This window comes from Ferrovum sp. (genome assembly GCF_027317285.1).
Classification (GTDB): Bacteria; Pseudomonadota; Gammaproteobacteria; order Burkholderiales; family Ferrovaceae; genus Ferrovum.
Window position 1 is genome coordinate 1 of sequence record NZ_DAHVHV010000034.1, and the last position, 23040, is coordinate 23040.

At 58.5% G+C, this 23040-nt stretch carries 24 protein-coding genes, 1 tRNA gene and 1 rRNA gene; 12 read left to right on the forward strand and 14 right to left on the reverse strand.

Features of this window, described 5'->3' with window-relative positions:
* The coding region (locus M6F29_RS08070; protein ID WP_298158500.1) for a hypothetical protein at positions 1-242 on the reverse strand (242 nt) is incomplete at its 3' end.
* 80 nt (positions 243-322) lie between these two features.
* Here M6F29_RS08070 and M6F29_RS08075 point away from each other — a divergent pair.
* On the forward strand, positions 323-649 hold the full coding sequence (locus M6F29_RS08075; protein WP_298158502.1) for a hypothetical protein: 327 nt from the start codon (positions 323-325) through the stop codon (positions 647-649).
* A 199-nt stretch (positions 650-848) separates the two neighbouring features.
* Here the strand turns inward: M6F29_RS08075 and M6F29_RS08080 are convergent.
* The 4 genes from M6F29_RS08080 to rfbD form a co-directional block, all read right to left on the reverse strand.
* Positions 849-924 (reverse strand) — tRNA-Phe (locus M6F29_RS08080).
* Between the two features lie 104 nt (positions 925-1028).
* Complete coding sequence (locus M6F29_RS08085; protein ID WP_298158504.1) at positions 1029-1913, reverse strand: thermonuclease family protein; 885 nt, start codon at positions 1911-1913, stop codon at positions 1029-1031.
* Complete coding sequence (gene rfbC, locus M6F29_RS08090; RefSeq protein ID WP_298158506.1) at positions 1910-2467, reverse strand: dTDP-4-dehydrorhamnose 3,5-epimerase; 558 nt, start codon at positions 2465-2467, stop codon at positions 1910-1912. The genes M6F29_RS08085 and rfbC overlap by 4 nt, the downstream gene beginning before the upstream one ends.
* 5 nt (positions 2468-2472) lie before the next feature.
* The gene (gene rfbD / locus M6F29_RS08095; protein WP_298158508.1) at positions 2473-3399 is read right to left on the reverse strand and encodes a dTDP-4-dehydrorhamnose reductase; all 927 of its coding nucleotides are present in this window, start codon (positions 3397-3399) and stop codon (positions 2473-2475) included.
* A 187-nt stretch (positions 3400-3586) separates the two neighbouring features.
* Here rfbD and dapA point away from each other — a divergent pair, with 187 nt between their 5' ends.
* The 3 genes from dapA to M6F29_RS08110 all read left to right on the forward strand — a co-directional run bounded on the left by dapA (position 3587) and on the right by M6F29_RS08110 (position 6576).
* Positions 3587-4477, forward strand: coding sequence for a 4-hydroxy-tetrahydrodipicolinate synthase (gene dapA, locus M6F29_RS08100; RefSeq protein WP_366525971.1), 891 nt, complete (start codon positions 3587-3589; stop codon positions 4475-4477).
* 61 nt (positions 4478-4538) lie between these two features.
* A complete protein-coding gene (gene bamC / locus M6F29_RS08105) occupies positions 4539-5738 on the forward strand; it encodes an NlpB/DapX family lipoprotein (RefSeq protein ID WP_298158512.1) in 1200 nt (399 codons plus the stop codon).
* Positions 5739-5799: 61 nt separating this feature from the next.
* A complete protein-coding gene (locus tag M6F29_RS08110) occupies positions 5800-6576 on the forward strand; it encodes an MBL fold metallo-hydrolase (RefSeq protein ID WP_298158513.1) in 777 nt (258 codons plus the stop codon).
* Positions 6577-6663: 87 nt separating this feature from the next.
* Here M6F29_RS08110 and M6F29_RS08115 read toward each other — a convergent pair whose 3' ends face one another.
* Positions 6664-6921: a hypothetical protein gene (locus M6F29_RS08115; RefSeq protein WP_298158514.1), complete on the reverse strand. Its 258-nt coding sequence runs from the start codon at positions 6919-6921 to the stop codon at positions 6664-6666.
* Positions 6922-7035: 114 nt separating this feature from the next.
* Positions 7036-8154, reverse strand: a complete 1119-nt coding sequence (locus tag M6F29_RS08120; protein WP_298158516.1) for a cupin domain-containing protein — start codon at positions 8152-8154, stop codon at positions 7036-7038.
* Between the two features lie 77 nt (positions 8155-8231).
* On the opposite strand from M6F29_RS08120, the gene gltX reads away from it, so the two are divergent.
* Positions 8232-9620, forward strand: coding sequence for a glutamate--tRNA ligase (gene gltX, locus M6F29_RS08125; RefSeq protein WP_298158518.1), 1389 nt, complete (start codon positions 8232-8234; stop codon positions 9618-9620).
* A 24-nt stretch (positions 9621-9644) separates the two neighbouring features.
* On the opposite strand, the gene M6F29_RS08130 is transcribed toward gltX, so the two are convergent.
* Positions 9645-9941: a YciI family protein gene (locus M6F29_RS08130; protein WP_297478726.1), complete on the reverse strand. Its 297-nt coding sequence runs from the start codon at positions 9939-9941 to the stop codon at positions 9645-9647.
* A gap of 141 nt (positions 9942-10082) precedes the next feature.
* Between M6F29_RS08130 and M6F29_RS08135 the strand changes: the two genes are divergently transcribed.
* Genes M6F29_RS08135 through mfd form a run of 5 tightly spaced genes read left to right on the forward strand, consistent with a single transcriptional unit; the run spans position 10083 to position 16063 of the window.
* Positions 10083-10859 (forward strand): inositol monophosphatase family protein, encoded by a 777-nt coding sequence (locus tag M6F29_RS08135; protein WP_298158520.1) that lies wholly within the window; start codon positions 10083-10085, stop codon positions 10857-10859.
* 5 nt (positions 10860-10864) lie between these two features.
* Positions 10865-11605: an RNA methyltransferase gene (locus M6F29_RS08140; protein ID WP_297454129.1), complete on the forward strand. Its 741-nt coding sequence runs from the start codon at positions 10865-10867 to the stop codon at positions 11603-11605.
* A 6-nt stretch (positions 11606-11611) separates the two neighbouring features.
* Positions 11612-12295 carry a serine O-acetyltransferase gene (gene cysE / locus M6F29_RS08145; protein WP_297478734.1) on the forward strand — a complete coding sequence of 228 codons (684 nt, stop codon included), beginning with the start codon at positions 11612-11614 and terminating at the stop codon, positions 12293-12295.
* Between the two features lie 12 nt (positions 12296-12307).
* On the forward strand, positions 12308-12643 hold the full coding sequence (locus M6F29_RS08150) for a HesB/IscA family protein (RefSeq protein ID WP_297454123.1): 336 nt from the start codon (positions 12308-12310) through the stop codon (positions 12641-12643).
* Between the two features lie 33 nt (positions 12644-12676).
* Positions 12677-16063, forward strand: a complete 3387-nt coding sequence (gene mfd, locus M6F29_RS08155) for a transcription-repair coupling factor (protein WP_298158523.1) — start codon at positions 12677-12679, stop codon at positions 16061-16063.
* Here the strand turns inward: mfd and M6F29_RS08160 are convergent.
* Positions 16060-17583, reverse strand: a complete 1524-nt coding sequence (locus M6F29_RS08160; protein ID WP_298158525.1) for a fumarate hydratase — start codon at positions 17581-17583, stop codon at positions 16060-16062. The genes mfd and M6F29_RS08160 overlap by 4 nt on opposite strands.
* Positions 17584-17729: 146 nt before the next feature.
* Here M6F29_RS08160 and acs point away from each other — a divergent pair, with 146 nt between their 5' ends.
* Positions 17730-19703 carry an acetate--CoA ligase gene (gene acs / locus M6F29_RS08165; RefSeq protein ID WP_298158527.1) on the forward strand — a complete coding sequence of 658 codons (1974 nt, stop codon included), beginning with the start codon at positions 17730-17732 and terminating at the stop codon, positions 19701-19703.
* Positions 19700-20794, forward strand: coding sequence for an LPS export ABC transporter permease LptG (lptG, locus tag M6F29_RS08170; RefSeq protein WP_297486439.1), 1095 nt, complete (start codon positions 19700-19702; stop codon positions 20792-20794). Before acs ends, lptG begins: the two co-directional genes overlap by 4 nt.
* Here the strand turns inward: lptG and M6F29_RS08175 are convergent.
* From M6F29_RS08175 to rrf, 5 genes are all read right to left on the reverse strand, one after another.
* Positions 20791-21207 (reverse strand): RDD family protein, encoded by a 417-nt coding sequence (locus M6F29_RS08175; RefSeq protein ID WP_297486438.1) that lies wholly within the window; start codon positions 21205-21207, stop codon positions 20791-20793. The genes lptG and M6F29_RS08175 overlap by 4 nt on opposite strands.
* Positions 21204-21713, reverse strand: coding sequence for a DUF3106 domain-containing protein (locus M6F29_RS08180; RefSeq protein ID WP_297454106.1), 510 nt, complete (start codon positions 21711-21713; stop codon positions 21204-21206). Before M6F29_RS08180 ends, M6F29_RS08175 begins: the two co-directional genes overlap by 4 nt.
* The gene (locus tag M6F29_RS08185; protein ID WP_298158530.1) at positions 21692-22069 is read right to left on the reverse strand and encodes a DUF3619 family protein; all 378 of its coding nucleotides are present in this window, start codon (positions 22067-22069) and stop codon (positions 21692-21694) included. Before M6F29_RS08185 ends, M6F29_RS08180 begins: the two co-directional genes overlap by 22 nt.
* Complete coding sequence (locus M6F29_RS08190; protein ID WP_366525972.1) at positions 22062-22643, reverse strand: RNA polymerase sigma factor; 582 nt, start codon at positions 22641-22643, stop codon at positions 22062-22064. The genes M6F29_RS08185 and M6F29_RS08190 overlap by 8 nt, the downstream gene beginning before the upstream one ends.
* Positions 22644-22824: 181 nt before the next feature.
* Positions 22825-22938: ribosomal RNA gene (rrf, locus tag M6F29_RS08195) — 5S ribosomal RNA — on the reverse strand.
* Between the last annotated feature and the right edge of the window lie 102 nt (positions 22939-23040).

Genomic DNA, 23040 nt, shown 5'->3' on the forward strand with positions numbered 1-23040 from the left:
CCTGTCACTGTGACGTTATTATGGTTATTGTCACGGTGACGATAAAGGGGATGAGAATGGACACGGAAAAGAAACGACCAGGCAGACCACCAAGTGGCCAGGCGAAGGCAGGGCGAACCCGCACAATGCTCTATCGACACCGGAGGGAGCGTCTGGTAATCGAATCCATAGGGAACGAGGAAAGCGCCTCTACCCCGGTTCTGCTGGATCGATTGAAGCGTGATCTGTCTGCTCTGGACCATGACCCGAGCGCATCGCGTGAAAGTGCATCGAAGGTGATCCATGAATTCTGTCGTCGGTACGGAATCGAGGGGTAACCATCATGGCCCGACCCCCAAAACTCACCATCATTTCGGCAGAGAAACCGTCTGTAACCGTTGATGGCTATACGGGAAAGCCAGACCCTACCCCCAAGCAAATCAAGTTGAAAACCTTGGATGATGTTCGTCTGGAAATGTCACGAGTTTACAGGGATGCCCGGCAAGGGAGGATCGATTGCCAAGAGGGATCACGGCTCATTTACATGCTTGGGGCGCTAGGCAAGGCGATTACCGAGGCACAGCCGACGATCCAGATCAACAGTGCTCCCATGCCCCTGGATTCCACCCTATCCCCTGAAGAGGCTTACATGAGGATGCTGAGGCAGTGATATGGGAATAATAGGTTCGTTTTCTGCCAGCCACTCCACCAGCACCAGAGATTAACGTCACCGTGACGGAATATCCTCCAGGGTGAGGTCGACCCCATGACCGCATCAATCCGAAGCAATCAAGCACTTTGATTTATGATGGGTGAGATGATGGGCGGCTGAAAAAGATGCCCTGGAAGGCCCGTGTTTATTGATGTGATGGTGGCCAAGGGCGGAATCGAACCACCGACACAAGGATTTTCAGTCCTCTGCTCTACCGACTGAGCTACTTGGCCACACTAAGCCGCTCATTATATCGGATATTTCAAAAGACGTACAGAACCGGCCCCCGCCGCTTCATCTGGGGGAGTTCCACACGCTGGGGAGGTTGGCTTCTTCGTTATGAGAGGATCACAATCTCTTCTGGCGGAACCAGCAACCGGAGTTTTCCATCGGTGAACGTGATCAGGTCCAGAAAGGGAACCGTACCGTTGATGGAGGACAGCGAAACCGATCCCGCGTGACGATTCAATCGTGACAACCATTCCATCGCGGAACCCGCAGGGCGGAAACCCGCTTCGACGTCCACCAGGCGACGAAACAGAAAAGGCCAGATCAGACACGACGACTCCAGGGTGTCACGCAGGGTCTGCGCAGCCGACCAGGGAATCCCGCAATGGGTTCGATCCGCACGCCAGACACCTTTTCCCTGCATCCGCGCCACTTGAACCGAAGTATTCAGAGAACCACGCCAATCCATTGGAAAATCCCTGTGTACCAGAGGATAAACATGACCCTGCTGCAATAATTCCCGGTTGGCGCTGACTTCCCATGAATCCTTCCAGGCAGGCAAGGCATCCCCCGCCCCATGATACTCCCGGGGCGGCTCCCCCCGTAGGGCCAGAGCCAGAGCACGGCCATAGCGATCCACGCGCAGGATACCCAGGGTGCCACGACAGGCCTGTGGCTCAGCACCCACCACCCGTCCGGCAGGGTTACGCTGAAGCACGGGAAAACCAAGGAAGTTCAGAAGAGCCTGGGCGGCCCGCTCGCCCCACGGCGGAGGCTGGCGCCACAAGGGCTGCCCGCGCCGCCGGTAATGAATCTCCGGAGCATCCACACCCAGCAGGCGCACGCTCAAGGCACCGTCCTTACTCCAACGCAAACGGGGCATGGACTGAGCGACGGGGATCGGGCGGTCCGGGACGAAACGCACGGAATCCCCGTCCGGGGCATGATCGAGCACCACCCAGCATCCTTCCAGCCAGGTGGGTCCCGATTTCACAGATCCTCGTACACTTCAGCCTCTGCCAGACACTTGCCCATACGGTCCTTGGCAGAAAGGATGGGAGATATCCCGGAGGCAGTGGGCCATGGGATGGCCAGCGCCGGATCGTCCCAGCGCAGGGACCGCTCCGCCGTAGCCAACCAGTAGTCCGTAGTCTTGTACAGAAACGCCGCATGCTCGGACAAGGTCAGAAAGCCGTGCGCAAAACCCGGCGGGATCCACAGCATCTGACGATTTTCTGCGGACAGAATGCATCCGTAATGCTGGCCGAAGGTAGGGGAATGACGGCGAATGTCCACCACCACGTCATAAACCTCTCCTTCGATCACCCGCACCAACTTGCCCTGAGGTTGAACGATCTGGTAATGCAGACCCCGCAATACTCCCCGCATCGAACGGGAGTGGTTATCCTGCACAAAGAGCCCCGAATACCCGGTCAACTGCGCAAAATCCCGGGCATTGAAACTTTCAAAAAAGAACCCGCGTTCATCTCCATAGACTTTGGGCTCGATGCGAAAAACACCCGCCAGCGGCGTAGGATGACCCATCATGATGCTCAAACCTCGTCAGTTTTCGTGAATACTTCATGGACTGCGGGAAGTTCGGCCAAACAGTCTTCCAGCGCCACGGACCAGTGGGATAACTGGATGCCGAACACTTCTTTCAACTTGGTGTTGTCCAAACGGCTGTTTGCCGGTCGCCGGACCGGACTGGGATAATCGCTGGAAGGAATGGGAAGAACGAGCGCCCGGCACTCGGGACGCAGTTCAAAGATTCGGCGGGTAAAGTCGTACCAGGTCGTGGCCCCCCCATTGGTCAGATGGTAGATCCCCTCCTTTCCTGACACCCCTTCCACCAGTGACTCCCCTGTCTGCGCCGAACGACACAAGGCCGCGCAAACAGCCATCGTCCCCTGGGCAATGGAGCCTGCCCAGGTAGGCGCCCCCCACTGATCGTTCACCACTTGAATCTTGGCTCGCTCCTGCCCCAAACGCAACATGGTCCTGAGAAAATTTCGTCCATGCAAACCATAAACCCAACTGGTCCGAAAAATCAGGGAAGGAGCCCCACTGGACATCAGCCCTTCTTCCCCGGCCCGCTTACTGCGCCCATAAACACCGAGAGGGGCCGTTTCATCCCCCTCCGTATAGGCCCCATCCCGCGTCCCGTCAAACACATAATCCGTGGAATAATGGATCATGGCCCCACCCCATTCGCGCTGAAGACGCCCCAATTGTTCTGGAAGTCGGGCATTCAGGGCAAAGGCGGCCTCCTGCTCCTGCTCGGCTCGATCTACAGCCGTGTAGGCCGCCGCATTGACGATCAAATGGGGCCGATGCCGACGGACCCAGGCCGCCACGGCAGGGGCGTCAGCCAGATCCAGTTCTTCCCTGGGCGGAGACTGTACCGTCCCCAGAGACATCAGCAAAGGTTTCAATGCCGAACCGACCTGTCCGTTTACCCCTGTCAACAAGATTTTCACTTACGTCGCTCTCACCTGAAATAGTCGTCGATTGTAACAGAATGCCCTGAGCGCCCCGACTCCGAGATACCTGAATATCCTCTGCAATATTCTCTGTCCCTCACTCCGCCCCGCCCCTCTTCCCACCATTCGCCATTTTCCCTGTAGGATAGTACAATCAGGGTTTTCAGCGCGGGAAACTTCCATGATGTTTCAGGGTAGCTTGGTAGCCATTGTCACACCGCTGACCGATGATGGAGAACTGGATTTCGAATCGTTGCGTCGCCTCGTCGATTGGCATGTCGCCGAAGGAACCGATGGCATCGTGGTGGTGGGCACGACCGGCGAGTCCCCTACCCTCAGCGTCACCGAACATGAAGCCCTGATTGCCAGAACCGTGGAATATTCTGCGGGCCGGGTTCCCGTGATTGCAGGCACCGGAGCCAATTCCACCACCGAGGCCATCGAACTGACGCGCTTTGCGCACAGCGTGGGGGCCGTCGCAGGTCTGTCCGTCGTGCCCTATTACAACAAGCCTACCCAGGAAGGACTGTACCAGCATTTTTCCGCCATCGCGGATGCCGTGGATCTGCCTCTGATCCTGTACAACGTACCCGGACGCACGGTGGCTGACCTGCAAAACGAGACCGCACTCAAACTGGCGGCTCACCCCAACATCATCGGCATCAAGGATGCAACGGCCGATCTTTACCGGGCCAGTGAGTTGATTGCCCACGCCCCCCCGGGATTTGCCTGCCTCACGGGAGACGATGGCAGTGCCGCTGCCTTCCTGTTGCTTGGCGGTCACGGGGTCATTTCCGTCACTGCCAACGTGGCTCCAGCCCCGATGGCTGCTCTCTGCCGGGCAGCACGCGCAGGAGATGTCGTGAAAACCCGGGAAATCAACAACGCCCTTCTCGACCTCCATCGCCTGCTGTTTGTTGAAGCCAACCCTATCCCCGTCAAATGGGCCTTGGCCGAAATGGGAAAAATCAGGCCCGCCTTGCGCCTCCCCCTGACCCCTCTGTCCAGGATCCATCATCATTCCTTGCTCAACGCCTTGCGTCTTGCCGGGTGTGATTTGCCAGCACAGGGATGATAAACTCGCATCGGTTTGATGGTTGCCCTCTTGTCATTCTCACCGCAGGAAAGTTCCGTTCATGAATAAAACTCTCGTCGCCGTTCTGGCGGCATCCCTGTTGGCGGGTTGCAGCGTTCCTTCCCAAGTCTTTCAATCGAAGAAGATCGATTACACGACGGTAACAACTACGGCTCCCCCTCTCGAGGTGCCTCCCGATCTGACCCCGATCCAGACTGATGACCGGTACGGTATTCCAGGACAGGACAAAACCACGACCCTGACACAATTCAATCAGGAAAAACAGGAAAAACCGAACAGCGGCCTGCCTGTTGCAGATCAGAGCGGGGTACTGCCCGCTTTTGGGGACAAGGTCAAAATAGAAAGCGACGGTACCCAGCGCTGGCTGGTGGTCAGGTCCTCCCCGGGCAAGGTTTGGACGGAACTGGAATCCTTTTGGGCAGACAATGGATTCAAACTGCAGAGCGACGACCCGAAAATCGGGATCATGGAAACCCAATGGAAAGACAATAAAACAGCCGCCCCCCAGAACTACATCAAACACCTTGTCAGTTCGGTGATGGACAGCCTGGTCTCCAGCCCGGTGCGCGACCAATTTCGGGTCCGCATCGAGCGCGGTGCCGAACCAGGCACCACAGAAGTCTATCTCTTTCACAAGGGGATGGAAGAGATGTTGAACAAAAACAACTATACCGGTTCGATATGGCAACCCCTCCCCGACAATCCGGAAGTTGAAACGGAATATCTCAAAAAACTGGCCGTAAAATTTGGCGAATCTCCAGAAGAGGCAGACACCCTGTTAGCCAAAGAGGAGCCGATCCAGAAACCCGGCCCCGCCGATTCCGCGGATAATACGAACACGCCTCATATCAGTCCGTCAGCCAAACTGGTCACCCAGGCGGACGGTGAAACCGTTCTTACCCTCAACGAACCCTTTGATCGCGCCTGGCGCAAGATCGGTCTCGCCCTGGATCGGAGCGCCTTCACTGTTGAAGATCGCGATCGTGCAGCTGGCGTGTACTTCATCCGGTACACCACGGATGAAGAGTCGGGCAAAAAGAATGGGAGCAAGGGATTTTTCTCCAAACTGGCGTTCTGGCGTTCCGAAGACAAAACCAAGGACACCCAGACCTACCGCCTCTCGGTCAGTTCAGTCAGCGGCCATGCCACCACTGTGGAATTGCGCGACAAAACGGAGGCCAAGGTCCCGCCCGCTACCAGCCAACGGATTCTGACCCTGATCCATGACCAACTGCACTGACGCCCAAAAAAATATCGACCACGCAGCCTGCTCTGTCGTGTTTCAGGAACTCTGTTGATTCATGGCGCTACGTTTTTCATCTTTGGGCAGCGGCAGTGAAGGAAATGGGTTACTGGTACAGTCAGCACAAACGCTGGTTCTGGTGGACTGCGGTTTCTCCCTGGTGGAAACCGAACGACGCCTGAACCGGCTGGGGGTCTGTAGCGCCCAATTGGATGCGCTTCTGGTCACCCATGAGCACTCCGATCATATGAGCGGTATTCCTGCCCTGGCAAAGAGAGTGGGCTGCCCTGTCTACGGCAGTTTCGGTACGCTGGTCGATCTGATACAGGAAATACCCGAGCAAATTCGCGTCATTCGAGACGAAGAATCCTTTGCCGTGGGTCCCATGAACATCCTTCCCTATGCGGTGCCTCATGACTCCCGCGAACCCCTGCAATACGTCTTCAGCGCGGGAGACCGCCGCTTTGGACTACTGACAGACACGGGGTCCGTCACGCCGCACATCGAACGCTCCCTGCAAGGCTGTCACGCACTCTTTCTGGAAACCAACTACGATCCGGAGTTGCTGGAAAAAGGCCCCTATCCAGCCAGTTTGAAGGCGCGCGTCCAGGGGCCCTACGGACATCTGTCCAATGAAGCCTCTTCCCGCCTGGCGCAGCGTCTTGACCACCATGGGTTACAGTGGATCGTGGCGGCTCACATCAGTCGCAAGAACAATACCCCGGACCATGCCTTGACCGAACTCAACCGGGTGCTCAGGAACGGAAGTGACCGCATTCTTATCGCCGCTCAAGATACAGGACTGGACTGGATTTCTCTGGGAGTCTGTCTCTGATCGGGTTCATCGACCTTACCGGGCGGGCACACCACAAAACAAAAAGCCGACCCTCAGGCCGGCTTTTTGACAGCGCAACTACTAAACTTACTTCTTGTCGGCAGCAGGTGCAGCAGGCGCAGTCGCATCAGCAGCAGGCGCGGCAGGTGCAGCAGCAGGTGCGTTTGCGTCAGCAGCAGGTGCAGCGGGCGCAGCAGCGGGGGCAGAAGCATCAGCGGCAGGCGCGGCAGGTGCAGTCGCGTCAGCAGCAGGTGCAGCGGGGGCTTCGGCCTTGGGTGCTTCGGGCTTGCTGCATGCAGCCAGGGTCACGGCAAACAGGGAAGCAATCAAAAGATTCAGTTTCATGATGAGTCCTATTGGAGAGGTTGATGACAAATCCTGAACAGCCCCATGGGAGCCATCAGACCCCGAGAGCATACACCATTTGTGCCTGATGCGACAAGCGTTCGACACCCGGAATCAAAAAAATTCAACCCACCCCGCCTGCCATGCGTCATACAGCACGCCCACGAGTTCGGCATCCATCACCCCGGCTGATAATTTTCGGGTATCTGCCAGACGGCGCATTTGTGCCGCTCCCTGACCATGCAACTCGAAACGATCGCCGTTGAAATAAAAGAATTTTCCAGAAAACAATAACTGGCTGCGGGGATCCAGGTGTAAATCCCGCTGCAAGCAGCGCCGTTCAAAGGCCTCGAGTGTCAAAGTTTCTTCCGCCGGCTCAAAAAACAGATGGGGTTTTGGTTCGCTCAGATACCGCCCCACACATTCCGCCACCAGTGAGTGGGACCAACGCACCTGCTGGCGCAACATGCGATCCACCTGAGCGATCAATGCCGGAGGAATTTCACCCGGATGCGCAGAAAGGCTCAGATCCGGATCGGCGTAGCGCCCTTCGACCTGCAGACGATCCCGCAGGAAGTCCAGAAACGCCTCTACCCATTCCTGGTAGGTTGGCGCCCGGAATCCGATGGAATAGGTAAAACATTCACTCAAGGCCACCCCGTCATGGGCACAGTGGGGGGGTAAGTAGAGCATGTCTCCCGCCTCCAGATCCCACTGCGCCTGCGGAGAAAAACGGCGCAGCAACTTGAGGTCGCTGTCGGGCAGCAACTCCAGATCTTCCGTTTCCGCAATCCCCCAGCGCCGGGTGCCGAATCCCTGCAACAGAAAAACGTCATAAGAATCGAAATGGGGGCCCACGCCTCCCCCGGGAACGGCATAACTCACCATCAAATCATCCAGCCGCGCATGCGGCAAAAAGTCGAATTCCTGGAGCAAAGCCTCGCCTTCCGGCAACCAGTGATTCAACTCCTGAACCAGCACCGTCCAGTTTTTATCCGGCAAGGTTTTAAAATCGATGGGACGAAAAGGGCCATGCCGCAACACCCAACGCTTTCCCTGGCGCAGGATCAGGCGTGCCTGAACCGCTGGACGGGTAGCCAGGCGCTTGATTTCCGCAGGGGTCAATAACCCCAAAAAACCAGGCACGGCCTGAGGCACCCGCAGAGGCGACTTGTGCCAGTGCCGGCTCAGAAATTCATCGGGGGTCAGCCCCCCCAGGAGGGTGTCACGCATGGACCAAGTGTACCATCCCCCTGCGACTTCCAGAGCCCTCGCGTTACAATGACGCCTTTGGTTCAGGAAATGTGATCATGGTTCGCACCCGTTTCGCGCCCAGCCCCACCGGCTACCTGCATATTGGAGGGGCCCGTACCGCCCTTTTTTCCTGGGCCTACGCCCGCCACCACGGAGGTTCCTTCGTACTGCGCATCGAGGATACGGACCGCGAACGTTCCACTGCAGCCTCCACCCAAGCCATTCTGGAGGGCATGGCCTGGCTGGGACTGAATTACGACGAAGGCCCCTTCTACCAGATGCAACGCCTGTCCCGTTATCGTGAAGTGGCCGATCATCTGCTCACGACCGGTTGGGCCTACCCTTGCTATGCCAGCCGCGAAGAACTGGAGACGTTACGTGAAAGTCAGCGCGCCCGTGGAGAAAAACCGCGTTATGACGGACGCTGGCGCGATTCCAGAGCGACGCCCCCGGCGGGTGTCACTCCGGTCATCCGTTTCAAGACCCCCCTGGAAGGCAGTGTCACTTTTCACGACTTGATCAAGGGCCCCATCACGGTGGCCAATTCGGAACTGGATGATCTGGTACTGCTGCGTGCCGATGGCATCCCCACCTACAACTTCGGCGTGGTGGTGGATGATCTGGATATGCAGATCACCCATATCATCCGGGGGGACGACCATGTGAACAATACCCCGCGTCAAATCCACCTGATCCAGGCTCTGGGAGCCTCCCTTCCGCAATTTGCCCACCTGCCCATGATTCTGGGACAGGATGGCGAACGTCTGTCCAAGCGGCACGGCGCGGTCAATGTCCTGCAGTATCAGGAAGAAGGTTTTTTGCCGGAGGCCCTGCTCAATTATCTGGCACGGCTGGGATGGTCTCACGGCGATGCAGAGATCTTTTCGCAGGAGGACCTGGTCGCCTGGTTTGATCTGGCCCACGTCAACCGCTCCCCCGCCCGTTTCAATCCAGAAAAATTACTCTGGCTCAATCAGCACTACCTGAAAGAATCCTCCGATGCGCGCCTGGCCACCCAACTCCGGACGGACTTGACCCTGAGCGACGCCGAATGGGCTCAGGGCCCCGCCCCCGAGCAGGTCGTCGCCCTGCTCAAGGGACGCCTCAGCCGTGCCACGGAACTGGCCGAGGCCGCCCGCTACTTTTACACGGATCCTGCCCCCACTTTCGAAATCCTGGCCCACCCCCCGGAAGGCGCGGTACGAGACGCCTTGCACGAATGTCTGAACGCATTCCAGACAGCGGACTGGACTCCGGAAGCCCTGGGCCCCCTCGTCAAACAAACCGCCCTGGCCCACGGCCTCAAGATGGGGCCCCTGGGCATGCCTCTGCGCGCCATTCTGTGCGGGACCGCCCACACCCCCTCCCTGGAAGTCACGCTGCACCTGATCGGACGAGAGGCCGTGACACGTCGTCTGCAGCGGTTCCTGTCTCCCGGGAACTAAAACGACAAGGGCCGCCGCTCTCCCTCAAAGATAGGAGCGGCGATCCAGAAAAGCCAGGCGCCAGCGTGTGATCGTCACGCGCGCCGGCAAGCCCACCTGGGTGAAAGGGTCTGCGGCGATGAAGCGTTCGGCATCGGCTCGCTCCTCCACATCGACGATGTAAAAGCTCCCCTGCGCCGTCTGCCCCGCATCGTCCATCTTGGCTCCACAGGCCAATAGCCGGGATTTGTTTTCTTCCAGCCAGGCCAGATGGGCCGGACGATTTGCCTGGCGTACCGCACCCTGTTCCGGTTTATCCCAGGTTTCAATCAGATAAGGCATGGTCGGATTCCTCGGTCAAAATGTCCCTCCGATTATCCGGGGACTGGCCGCCAGGGTCAATTATCGATTCATTCTTCGTCGATATCCCGCAGACCGGCGTATAATGAAGGGTTTCGCTGCCCAATCGAGAAGTTCGCCACCATGCACCCCCAACTCAACGTTGCCATTAAAGCTGCCCGCCGGGCAGGAAACCTGATCCAGCGCGCCGCCCAGGACGTGGGACACCTCACGGTCAGCAAGAAGGCCCATGCCGACTTCGTTTCCGAAGTGGACCGCGCCGCGGAACAAGTCATCCTGGAAATACTCGGAGAGGCTTACCCGGACCACGCCTTCCTGTGCGAAGAAAGCGGGGCCTCGGGAGATTCCCCCTACTGCTGGATCATTGACCCGCTGGACGGCACCACCAACTTTCTGCATGGTTTTCCTCTCTACAGCGTCTCCATTGCCCTGGCCCATCAAGGTATCGTGACGCAGGGCGTGGTTTACGACCCGGTCCACAACGACCTGTTCACGGCCACTCGGGGCAGTGGCGCCTTTCTCAACGAGCGGCGCATCCGCGTGAGCGGGCGGACCCGTCTCGATGAATCGCTGATCGGCACGGGCTTCCCCTACAGCCACATGACCCATCAGGAGCGCTACCTGCGCATGATGGCGGAAGTCATGGGCAAGACGGCCGGTCTGCGCCGCCCCGGTTCGGCGGCCATCGACCTGGCCTATGTGGCTGCCGGACGCTACGATGCCTTTTGGGAACTGGATCTCAAGCCTTGGGACATTGCCGCAGGCACCCTGCTGATTCAGGAAGCGGGAGGACTGGTCTCCGATCTGGACGGAGAAAGCCGGTTTCTGGAAACCGGGAACGTGGTGGCCGGTTCTCCCAAGATATTCGGCCAACTCCTGCCGCTTTTGCAAAACGCCTGAGCCTCATGTTCGAGCGTTTCCGCTTCGTCCTCTGTACTCCAACTCACCCCGGTAATATCGGAGCCGCTGCCCGCGCCCTTAAAACCATGGGGTTTGGCCGACTGGTTCTCGTCAACCCCCGCCACTTTCCAGACCCCAAAGCCAGTGCGCGGGCTGCCGGAGCCGATGACCTGTTGGCACGAGCCGTGGTTTGCGCCAGCCTGGACGAAGCCCTGCAGGGCGTCACCTTGAGCGTGGGGTTGACGGCCCGACGGCGCGACTTGTCTCACCCCATGCTGCCGCTGCGCGAACTGGCCTCCTCCTTGCCCCAGGAAGCACTTGGGGAAGGGGAAGTCGCGCTGGTTTTCGGGACGGAAATGTCTGGCCTGACCAACGCCGAACTGGATTTGTGCCAGATACTCGCCCATATTCCCACCGACCCTGCCTTTGGTTCCCTCAATCTGGGGGCTGCCGTCCAGTTGGTGGCCTATGAATTACGCCACGCATTGCGCCAGGAGCGCGGCCCCCAGGCGCGGGAATACCCGCTCGCCACCCATGACGACATGGAACTTTTCTATGCCCACCTGGAACGTGTGCTGACGGGCAGCGGTTTCCTCGACCCCCAACACCCCGGACGCCTGATGGTCCGTTTGCGCCGCCTGTTTTCCCGTGCCCGGGTGGAACGAGAGGAAATCAGCATCCTGCGTGGTATCCTGAGAACCCTGTATCCTGCCGACGACGGCAGTTCTCCCTTGAACCGAGGATAAGTTCCCATGTTGTCCCGCATCCGCGAACAAATTGACTGTGTCTTCGACCGCGATCCGGCGGTCCGTAGCCGCTGGGAGGTCGTCACCCTCTACCCCGGCTTTCACGCCATCCTGCTTCATTGGCTGGCCCATGGGCTGTGGCAGCGCAATGCCAAGTGGCTGGGACGGGCGGTCTCGCAATTCTCCCGTTTTCTGACCGGGATCGAAATTCACCCCGGCGCAAAACTGGGGCGGCGCGTATTCATCGACCACGGCATGGGGGTGGTGATCGGAGAGACCGCAGAAGTCGGTGACGATTGCACTCTTTACCAGGGGGTGACGCTGGGCGGAACCTCCTGGAATAAAGGCAAACGTCACCCCACGCTGGCCCCCGGGGTCATCGTCGGCGCTGGCGCCAAGGTCATCGGACCCATCGTCCTGGGTGAAGGCTGCAAGGTAGGCTCCAACGCCGTCGTGGTCAAACCGGTTCCGCCCCGCGCCACGGTCATCGGAATTCCCGGGCGACTGCTGGAAGATGACCAACACCAGCCCCTCAAGGCCGACCCCCAGTTCAGTGCCTACGGTTCCTCGCGCGATGAAAAAGACCCTCTTGCCGTGACCGTGCAGGAACTGGTACACCTCAACGAGCAGTTGCGTCAGCAAGTGGCGGAACTTTCTCGCCAGATCCATAGCCTCAAGAAAGACGTGTAAAGGAGAACTCCCATGGCCATTACCCTGACCGAATCTGCGGCACAACAAATTCACCAATCGCTGGCCAAACGCGGCCAGGGCATTGGACTGCGCTTTGGCACCAAAACTTCCGGCTGTTCCGGACTGGCTTATGTGGTGGACTATGCCGATGACGTGCGTGAAGGCGAAGTCACTTTCGAGACCGGCGGAACCCTCGTCGTCGTGCACCGGGACCACCTTCCCTTTCTGGACGGAACCGTCATCGACTACCAGCGCACCGGACTCAATGCCGCGTTCAAATTTGACAATCCCAATGTCACCGACAGCTGCGGATGCGGAGAAAGCTTCACCACGCGTACGGCAGCCTGAGGCATGTCTCTCCGTCACTGATTCGGTTCCTCAATGTCCCCTTCACCTTTGCTGGGCGCGGCCTGGCGGTTGTCCCGGAACGCGCGCGCCCCAGGTCCTCTGGTCATTCTGACCGAAAGTACGGCCCAGGCCCAACGCCTGCGCGAGGAAATGGCCTGGTTCGAGCCCACCTTGCGTCTTTCCTGTCTGCCCGATTGGGAAACCCTCCCCTATGACCGGTTTTCCCCTCATCAGGACCTGGTTTCGGAACGCCTGGCCACGCTCTGGCAAATTTCACAGGGCCAGTGCGATGTCGTACTGGTCCCCATCAGTACTGCGCTCCAGCGCCTGCCGCCCGTCAGTCATCTGGCAGGGCATACCTTTGTCCTGAAACAGGGACAAACCCTGGATGCCGAAGCCCTGCGCCAACAGATGGTCAAGGCGGGTTACAGTGCCGTTCAGCAGGTACTCAATCCCGGGGAATTCTGTCTGCGCGGCGGCGTGATCGACCTTTTCCCCATGGGGAGCGTACTGCCCTACCGCCTCGACCTCTTCGATACCACGCTGGAAACCCTGCGCACCTTCGATGTCGACAGTCAGCGCTCACTTTACCCGGTTCCCGAGATTCGCCTGCTGCCCGCCCGGGAATTCCCCCTGGATGAAGCCGCACGATCACGCTTTCGCTCCAGTTTCCGCGAACACTTCGAAGGCGATCCCTCACGCTGCACCCTTTACCGCGACGTGGGCAACGGATTGGTCCCCGGCGGAATCGAATATTACCTGCCCCTCTTTTTCGACCAATGCGCGAGCCTGTTTGATTATCTGCCTCCTTCCTCCGTCCTGTGCCCCCTCCCCGATCTGACGACCGGGATCCGTGCCTATTGGGAATCCATTTGCAGCCGCTGGGAACTGGTCAAGGGGGATCGCTCTTATCCCGTACTCGATCCCGCAGCGCTGTTCTTGAAAGAGGAAGAATTTTTTCTGGGGATGAAGCCTTTTTCACGGAAACAGGTATCAGAACCGGATGTCCTGCAAGCCCTCCCCCAGCTCGAGGTACTGCGTCGTTCGCCCCGCCCGCTGGAGAAACTGGAAGATTTCCGGAATTCATTCCACGGACGGATCCTGATCCTGGCGGACAGTCTGGGGCGGCGCGAAACGTTGCGCCAGTTGTTGCGGGAGCAGGGCCTGATCCCCGAGGATGCTGAGGACTGGGCCGAGTTCCAGAATGCATCGGCGCCGCTCATGCTGAGCGTCGGGCCGCTCCTGGAAGGCTTCTCCCTGGGCCAACTGGCCCTTGTCACTGAAAACGAACTCTTCCAGAGTCAAGTCCGACAGACCCGCCGACGGGAACGCCAAAGGACCAACAGCGACAATCTGCTGCGTGACCTGACGGAAGTTCACGTGGGTGACCCGGTGGTCCACCAGGACCATGGCATCGGCCGTTTCCAGGGGCTGGTGAATCTGGATCTGGGAGAAGGGTCGGCGGAATTCATGCAATTATCCTATGCCGGCGACGATGTCCTGTATGTCCCCGTGGCTCAGTTGCATCTGATCAGCCGTTACTCGGGCGGCCCGCCCGAAGCCGCACCGCTGCACCGATTGGGTAGCGGACAGTGGGAAAAAGCCAAACGACAGGCCGCCCGTCAGGCGCGCGATACCGCAGCCGAACTGCTCGATCTCTATGCGCGGCGCGCCACCCGTGCCGGCTGGGCCTGCCCTCTGGATGATCAGGCCTACGCCGCCTTTGCCGCAGGCTTCCCTTTCGAGGAAACCCCCGATCAATCCGCCGCCATCGCTGCCGTACGCGCCGATCTGGCTGCCCCCAAACCCATGGATCGATTGATCTGTGGTGACGTGGGGTTTGGCAAGACGGAAGTGGCCATGCGCGCGGCTTTTCAGGCAATCCATGCGGGGCGCCAGGTTGCCTTGCTGGTCCCCACCACCTTGCTGGCCGAACAGCATTTTCAGAACTTTTCCGATCGTTTTGCAGATTGGCCGGTGCGGATCGCCGAACTGTCCCGCTTCCGCTCCGCCAAGGAAGTCACGGCGACCCTGCTGGCCCTGGAAGAAGGCAAAATCGATCTGGTCATCGGCACCCATAAACTGATCGGGGAAAACGTCCGCTTTGCGCGTCTGGGACTGGTCATCATCGACGAGGAGCACCGTTTCGGGGTGCGCCAAAAGGAGCGCCTCAAGGCTCTCCGTGCCGAGGTGGATGTACTCACTCTCACGGCCACCCCCATTCCCCGCACCCTCTCCCTGGCGCTCGAGGGACTGCGCGATTTCTCGGTCATCGCCACGGCCCCGCAAAAACGCCTGGCCATCAAAACCTTCGTACATCCCCAATCGGATGGTCTAATCCGTGAGGCAGTCCTGCGCGAACTGAAGCGCGGAGGACAGCTGTATTTTCTCTATAACGAAGTGGAGACCATGGAAAACGAGCATCAGCGCCTGAGCACGCTCCTTCCGGAAGCGCGCATCGCCGTGGCCCATGGGCAGATGCGCGAGCGGGAACTGGAACAGGTCATGCGCGATTTCTACCAGCAACGAGTCAATCTCCTGCTCTGTTCCACCATCATCGAAACCGGCATCGACGTGCCAAACGCCAATACCATCCTGATCCATCGCGCCGATCGGTTCGGTCTGGCTCAGTTGCATCAATTACGGGGACGGGTGGGGCGATCCCACCATCAGGCCTATGCTTACCTGCTCACACCGCCGGAAGACGCCCTGACCGCGACCGCCAAAAAACGTCTGGAAGCCATCCAGCAAATGGAAGAATTGGGGGCCGGATTTTACCTGGCGCTACAGGATCTGGAAATCCGGGGCGCCGGTGAAGTCCTGGGAGATTCTCAAAGCGGAGACATCCAGGGCGTTGGATTCAACCTGTACACCCAGATGCTCACCCAGGCCGTGAAAGCCCTTCAGCAGGGGAAAACCTGGGATCCCGAACGCCCCCTCGACATCGCCCTGGAAATCAACCTGCATGCCCCAGCCCTGCTTCCTGCCGCTTACTGCGGCGACGTCCAGGAACGCCTGGTTCTATACAAGCGTCTGGCCAACTGTGACACCGTCGATACATTGATCGATCTTCAGGAAGAACTGATCGATCGCTTCGGTTTGCTGCCAGAGGAAACCCATACGCTGATCGAATGTCATCGCCTGCGCATCCTGGGCCGACCCCTGGGAATCCGAAAGATCGATGCCCATGAAGAAGGCGCACTGTTTCAATTTTCCGCCCAGCCCCCCTTCGACCCCCTGGACTTCATTCACCTGCTGCAACGCCAATCCCACTACCGCTTGGCGGGCAATGATCGCCTGCGCGTGCAGTATCGGGCAGCGGAACCCCTGGAGCGTGCCCGGCAGGTCACCCGGGTCCTGGATACCCTGACCGCACTGATCCCGGCTTCCACGGAATCGGCAAAACAGGAATCACCTTAGCGTTCGTGATGCGCAATGTCAGAGAGCAAAACCCGCCATTCGGCAGGACCACTCTGATGTATCGAGTTGCCCGCACAGTCCACGGCCACCGTGACGGGCATATCCTCCACTTCGAACTCATAAACCGCCTCCATGCCCAAATCAGCGAAGGCGACTACCCGTGCGGCGCGAATTGCCTTGGAAACCAGATATGCTGCCCCGCCCACGGCAATCAGGGAAACCGAGCGATGTTTGCGGATGGCTTCGATGCCCGTGGGACCGCGCTCTGCCTTGCCGATCATCCCGATCAGCCCGGTCCGTTCCAACATGAACTCCGTAAACTTGTCCATGCGCGTGGCCGTGGTGGGGCCTGCGGGCCCCACCACCTCCCCTGCCACCGGATCCACCGGGCCCACGTAATAAATGAAGCGGTGCGTAAAATCCAGCCCTTCCGGCAAGGGTTCCCCACGTGACAACAACTGCTGGATACGCAGATGGGCCGCATCGCGTCCGGTCAGCAATTTACCGGTCAGGAGAAGCGTGTCGCCGGGTTTCCAATCAGTCAGATCTTCCTTCCGCACAGTCTCCAGATTCACCCGACGTGCCGTAGGCGCGGCGTGCCAGGTTACCGCAGGCCAGTCTTCCAGACGAGGAGGCGCAAAAGAGGCGGGGCCAGACCCGTCCAGAGTGAAATGGATATGGCGTGTGGCGGCACAGTTGGGAATCAGGGCCACGGGCAGGGATGCCGCATGGGTGGGATAGTCGAGGATCTTGACATCGAGTACCGTCGTCATTCCGCCCAATCCCTGGGCGCCGATGCCCAGGGCATTGACCTTGTCATACAGTTCGATGCGAAGGGACTCCACCGTGTTGGCGGGGCCCCGTGCCTTGAGCAGGCTCATGTCGATGGGCGCCATGAGGGACTCCTTGGCCAGGAGCATGGCCTTCTCGGCAGTTCCGCCAATGCCGATCCCCAGCATCCCCGGCGGGCACCACCCGGCGCCCAGGGTGGGGACGGTGGTCAAAACCCAATCCACCAGGGAATCCGAAGGATTGAGCATCGCCAGTCTGGCCTTGTTCTCCGATCCTCCGCCTTTGGCGGCCACGATGACTTCCACCGTCTCTCCCGGAACCAGTGACACTTGAATCACTGCGGGCGTATTATCCCGGGTGTTGCGCCGTTTTCCGGCGGGATCGCTCACGATGGATGCCCGCAACGGATTGTCAGGATTCAGGTAGGCTTGCCGTACGCCTTCGTTCACCGCATCATCCAATGAGCCGGACAGGTTCAGGCGTGCCTTCAGCCCCACTTTGAGAAAGACATTCACAATGCCCGTGTCCTGGCAAATGGGGCGATGACCCTCGGCACACAGGCGCGAATTGGTCAGGATCTGGGCCATGGCATCGCGCGCGGCAGGAGACCGCTCGTGTTCCCAGGCAACCCCCAGGGACTGGACATAGTCCACCGGATGGTAATAGGAAATGTACTGCAGCGCATCTGCAATACTCTGAACCAGATCTTTCTGTTCTATGCTGACCACCTGTTCTCTCCCGTAAAATAGCACCCGTGCCGGAAAACCTTGTGTGCGACTGTGGCTATAATAACGCTTCGTGCCCCAAAGCGGGGCATGAGGGAATTCCCCCTCGTGCCAGCGGCCCGATCTGCAGAATCTCTGAGGGAAAAACCATGTCGACTGAAGTGTTGCACCGTGAACATCGTCTTTTTGCGCCGGATGCCACTTGGGTTGCCCAGGCCAATGTTTCAGGTCACGCCGCTTACCTGTCCCTGGTCAGCGAGGCAGAACGCGACCCGGCGGAATTCTGGGGACGCCTGGCGCGAACCCACCTGGTCTGGAAAACGCCTTTCCAGACCGTTCTCAACGACCGCAATCCCCCCTTCTACCGCTGGTTCGAAGAAGGGACGCTGAACGCCTCCCACCTCTGCCTGGATGTCCCCATCGAACGAGGAATGGGCGAAAAAACCGCCCTGATCTTTGAGGCTGACGATGGAACGGTCACCACCCTCACCTATCATGCGCTTCATGAGCGTGTCTGTCGCTTCGCCAATGCGCTCAAGTCGCTCGGCATCAGCAAGGGAGACCGGGTCATCATCTACATTGCCATGTCCCTCGAAGGCATTATCGCCATGCAGGCCTGTGCCCGGATCGGGGCCATACATTCCGTGGTATTTGGCGGTTTTTCAGCCAAATCCTTGCAGGAACGCATACTGGATACGGGCGCACGCCTCATCATCACTGCCGATGGCCAGCAACGCGGGGGCAAGAACCTCCCGCTCAAGGCCATCGTGGATGAAGCCCTGCGCATGGGTGTTGAAACGGTCGAGAAAGTCATCGTCTATGCGCGAACGGGAGAAAGCATCCCTTGGGACTCCGCACGGGATCTGTGGATGAAACCCCTCGAGGAATCCCAGTCCCCGCTCTGCACTCCTACCTGGGTAGAGGCAGAACACCCCCTGTTCATTCTCTACACCTCGGGATCCACGGGCAAGCCCAAAGGCGTTCAGCATGCCACCGCCGGCTACCTGTTATGGTCCATCCTGACCATGACCTGGGTCTTTGATCATCACCCTGAAGACATCTACTGGTGTACCGCCGACATCGGCTGGATTACCGGGCATACCTACGTCAACTACGGGCCTCTGGCCGTAGGGGCCACCCAGGTCATCTACGAGGGAATCCCGTCCTGGCCCCATGCCGGACGATTCTGGTCGATGATTTCACGGCATCGGATATCCGTGTTTTATACCGCACCCACGGCCATTCGTTCCCTGATCAAGGCCAGCAACCTGGATCCCGAAATTCATCCGCAGCGTTTCGATTTGTCCAGTTTGCGTCTCCTGGGTACGGTGGGGGAACCCATCAACCCGGAAGCCTGGATGTGGTACCACCAACAGGTAGGGAACGGTCGTTGTCCGATTGTCGATACCTTCTGGCAAACCGAAACTGGCGGTCACGTCATCGCCCCTCTGCCCGGGGCCACCTCACTCGTCCCGGGCTCCTGCACCCTGCCCTTACCCGGCATCGATGCAGCAGTGGTCGATGAAACAGGGCAGGAGGTCCCGCCCGGACACGGCGGTTTGCTGGTCATCCGCCGCCCCTGGCCTGCCATGCTGCGAAACCTGTGGGGTAACCCGGAGCGTTTCCAGAAAACCTACTTTCCTCCCGAACTGAGGGGATACTATTTGGCGGGGGATGGTGCGGTCAAAGATGCCGCGACAGGTTATTTCACCATCACCGGACGCATCGATGACGTCCTCAACGTATCGGGGCATCGTCTGGGCACCATGGAAGTGGAATCCGCACTGGTGACCCACCCCCTTGTGGCAGAGGCTGCCGTCGTGGGAAAACCCGATGACGTCACGGGAGAAGCCATCGTGGCCTTTGTCGTCCTGAAACAGCAACGCCCCGCCGGCGCAGAGGCCCAACAGTTGGCTTCCACGTTGCGCCAGTGGGTCACCCAGGAAATCGGTCCGATTGCCAAACCTCGTGACATTCGTTTCGGGGATAACCTGCCCAAGACCCGGTCCGGTAAAATCATGCGTCGTTTACTCCGCTCTCTGGCCCGAGGGGAACCTCTGATCCAGGATGTTTCCACCCTGGAAAACCCGACGATCCTGGACCAGTTGCGGGAAGCCTTGTGAAACGCTGGCGCGGAATACTGATTGACCGCTATCTGGCGCGTGAGGTCCTGTCGGGTACCGGACTGGTCTTCACTGCCCTGCTCTTTCTGTTTTCCTTTTTCGATCTCATCCACGAACTGAACGATATCGGCAAGGGCGGCTATACCCTGTGGCAGATCGGCGTATTCGTCATCCTGGCTCTGCCGGGCCACGCTTATGAATTATTTCCCATTGCCACCCTGATTGGCACACTCTATGCGCTGACCACTCTTGCCCAGCATTCCGAAATCACCGTCATGCGCAGTTCAGGCATGTCCCGCCAGCGACTGGCCCAGTCCCTGCTCCGAATCGGCGCAGGATTCGTACTGGTGGCTTTCATTCTGGGGGAATTGATCATGCCATTCACGGAGGAAGCCGCACAACAATGGCGCTTGAAAGCGCTCAACAACCTGGTCGCCACCCAGTTCCGCTCGGGCATCTGGATCAAGGACAAGGGCAGTTTCATCAATATTCGTGAAATGATGCCGGATAATTCCCTGCAAGATCTGCGTATCTACGAATTTGACAACCACCGCCGTCTTCAGCGCATCAGCACGGCACACCGTGCCCTCTACCTGCAGGATCACGAATGGGAAATGAAGCAGGTGGAACGAACGATTTTCTCTCCCCAGGGCGTCGTCTCGGTGGTACATGAGGACCATGTGCGATGGGATTCCGTGTTGTCTCCCCAGGTGATGTCCACCTTGCTGGTGGAACCGGAACAGATGGCCCTTTGGAATCTTCGCTCCTACATCCAGCATTTGCGTGACAACCACCAGCAAACCCTGCGCTTCGAAGTCGCCCAATGGGGCAAGGTGTTCTACCCCTTTTCCAGTCTCGTCATGATGTTGCTGGCCCTGCCCTTCGGACTGCAACGCCCGCGTGCAGGAGCCGTGGGCGTGCGGATCATGATCGGGATTGGTCTGGGTCTGGGTTTTTATCTGAGTAACCGTTTTTTTTCCTATCTGGGACAACTCAACGGTTGGGGCCCCATTTACAGTACCACGGCGCCCAGCCTGGTTTTTCTGGGACTGGCACTATTCCTTGGCTGGTGGGGAGAGAAACGCGCCTAATATTGGCGCATGGTCAAACCCAGCAGGCGATCATGAAGAAATTGTCCTTCCTTGTCCACCAGGACCCAAAGCAGGCTGATTCCCGTCAGATACCCGGGAATCGCCAGAACATAACGCAGAAAGGCCTTTCCCCAGGAAGGGGGACGCCCTGTGGAATCCAGCAACTGAAGATGCCAAGTGCGCATCGGAATGGTTTGTCCTGAACGGTGCCAAAACCAGGAAAAGTAAAAACCTACCACGCCAAACAAATAGAGACGGTACCATTCTCGCCATTCGGGATGCAGCGCATAATGAGTCAGCCGGACGAAGGGAAGAGCTGCCGCAATGAGAACGCCCGCCACCAAAAAAACCTCATAGACCCAACTGATCAAACGGGGTCGCAAAGGCAAACGCGTCCATGGGCCGGCAGTCAAGGAGATTTCACCGCAGGGGCAGGAGTTCCGGGTAAGACGCCGGACGAAGGAACGGCGCCGGTGACAGGGGCGGGAGTCGGCCGAAGGCCGGGAACAGGCGCGGCTTGCGTCAAAACAGGCGTCCCGCTGGCAGTTGCCGAGGAATGATGCGCACGCCAACGGGACTTGATGGCAGCACGTTTTTCCGGGGGAAGCGCATGAAACACTTTATAGTTGTGGCGTGCCTGATCGCGGGTTGCCTTTGACAGATGGGTCCAGACGGGAATATTTTTCTGGAAACGCGCTTGTTCGGTGGGAGACAGTTTCGGGTAATGCTGAGCTGCGCTCAGCAGCCTCTTGCGTTGTACGGGGGACAGATGATCCCAGTCCCGGGCTGCGGGCGCCAAAATGGTCTGCTGTTGGGGGGTCAGAGAAGACCATACAGGTGCTGATGTGACCTCCTGCGCGCCTGCCATGCTCCATGAAAGTAGCAGGCAAGCCGCAATCAGCGCTTTTCCTGAAGCCATTCAGTGAAATCCTTTTGAGCCAGATCTTGAGGCGGTATTTCTGCTGCAAGAATCCTTGCCTCGAGCAACCCCGCATCCTCCTCCGACTCCTGATGTTTTGTCTGCCACCAGAAACCACAAAACACCAGAGAAAAAACCAGCAGGACCGTCATCAGGGACCAGCGTCCCGTGTAATTTCCCACTGCCAGATGAGTCCCGTTCAACGACCACCCGGTCCTCCCCTCCGTGGAAACCGACATCTGCGCAAGCACTCTTTGGCGCTGCGTACGCAAACGCGCCAACACGGAAGGATCAAGATCATCGGTTCCCTGATCCAGTTGCCGGCAAAGTAATTTTGCAAAAGTTCGTTCATCCATGGTCATTCAATCCCTGACTAGCCAAGACACGTGCCAGAGCATGTACGGCACGGGAACAATGGGTTTTGACGCTCCCCTCGGAACAGCCCATGATTTGCGCGGTTTCGGCCACGTCTCTCTCCTCCCAGTAACGCAACAGAAAGGCTTCTCGTTGACGCATCGGAAGATTTTGTAAGGCACCCTCGATCAAAACGAGTGTTTGTTTTTGATTTAATTGTAAATCCGGAACCAGGGAGATGTGTCGACCTTCTTCCGAATCCTCCACCGAATCAATAAGGTCAAAGTCTTCGTCTCCATCCTCTCTCCCCCGATTGAAGGACCCGACCAGGGGTGTCCAGGTGGAACGAACCTTGAAACGCCGGTAGTGGTCTCGGATCGTATTCTGGAGAATTCTCTGAAACAAGGGTGAAAGTTCCTCCACTGGCCGATCTGAATAGCTTTCAGTCAACTTGAGCATGGCATCCTGAACGATATCCAGAGCCGCAGAATCCTCCTGCACTGCATACACCGCCTGTTTAAAGGCGCGCCGTTCTGCACTTGCGAGAAATTCGGATATTTCCTGAAACGAAGCCAGCGGAGTCTCCCTTGCCCAACGTAGGGGGGAATGATAGCAAGAATTGGCCCAAACATGGCCGATTGCCAATTCTTTCTGCAACACGGCCAATGGCGCAAGAGTTGAGCGGACGCAAAAAAAGCACGGTCGCTGGGACGGTGCTTTTCTGGTTCCCTTCCAAAGCGGAAGGGAGGAATGGGGTGTCTGGCGGTGACCTACTTTCGCATGGGTAATCCACACTATCATCGGCGCTGTCTCGTTTCACGTCCCTGTTCGGGATGGGAAGGGGTGGGTCCAAGACGCTATGGCCGCCAAACATAAAACGCGTCGGCACGCACAAACTGGTTGAAGTAAAGTTCTGGGTTGATTGTTTCACGAACTCGCAGATGCCTGCGATTATAGGATCAAGCCTCACGGT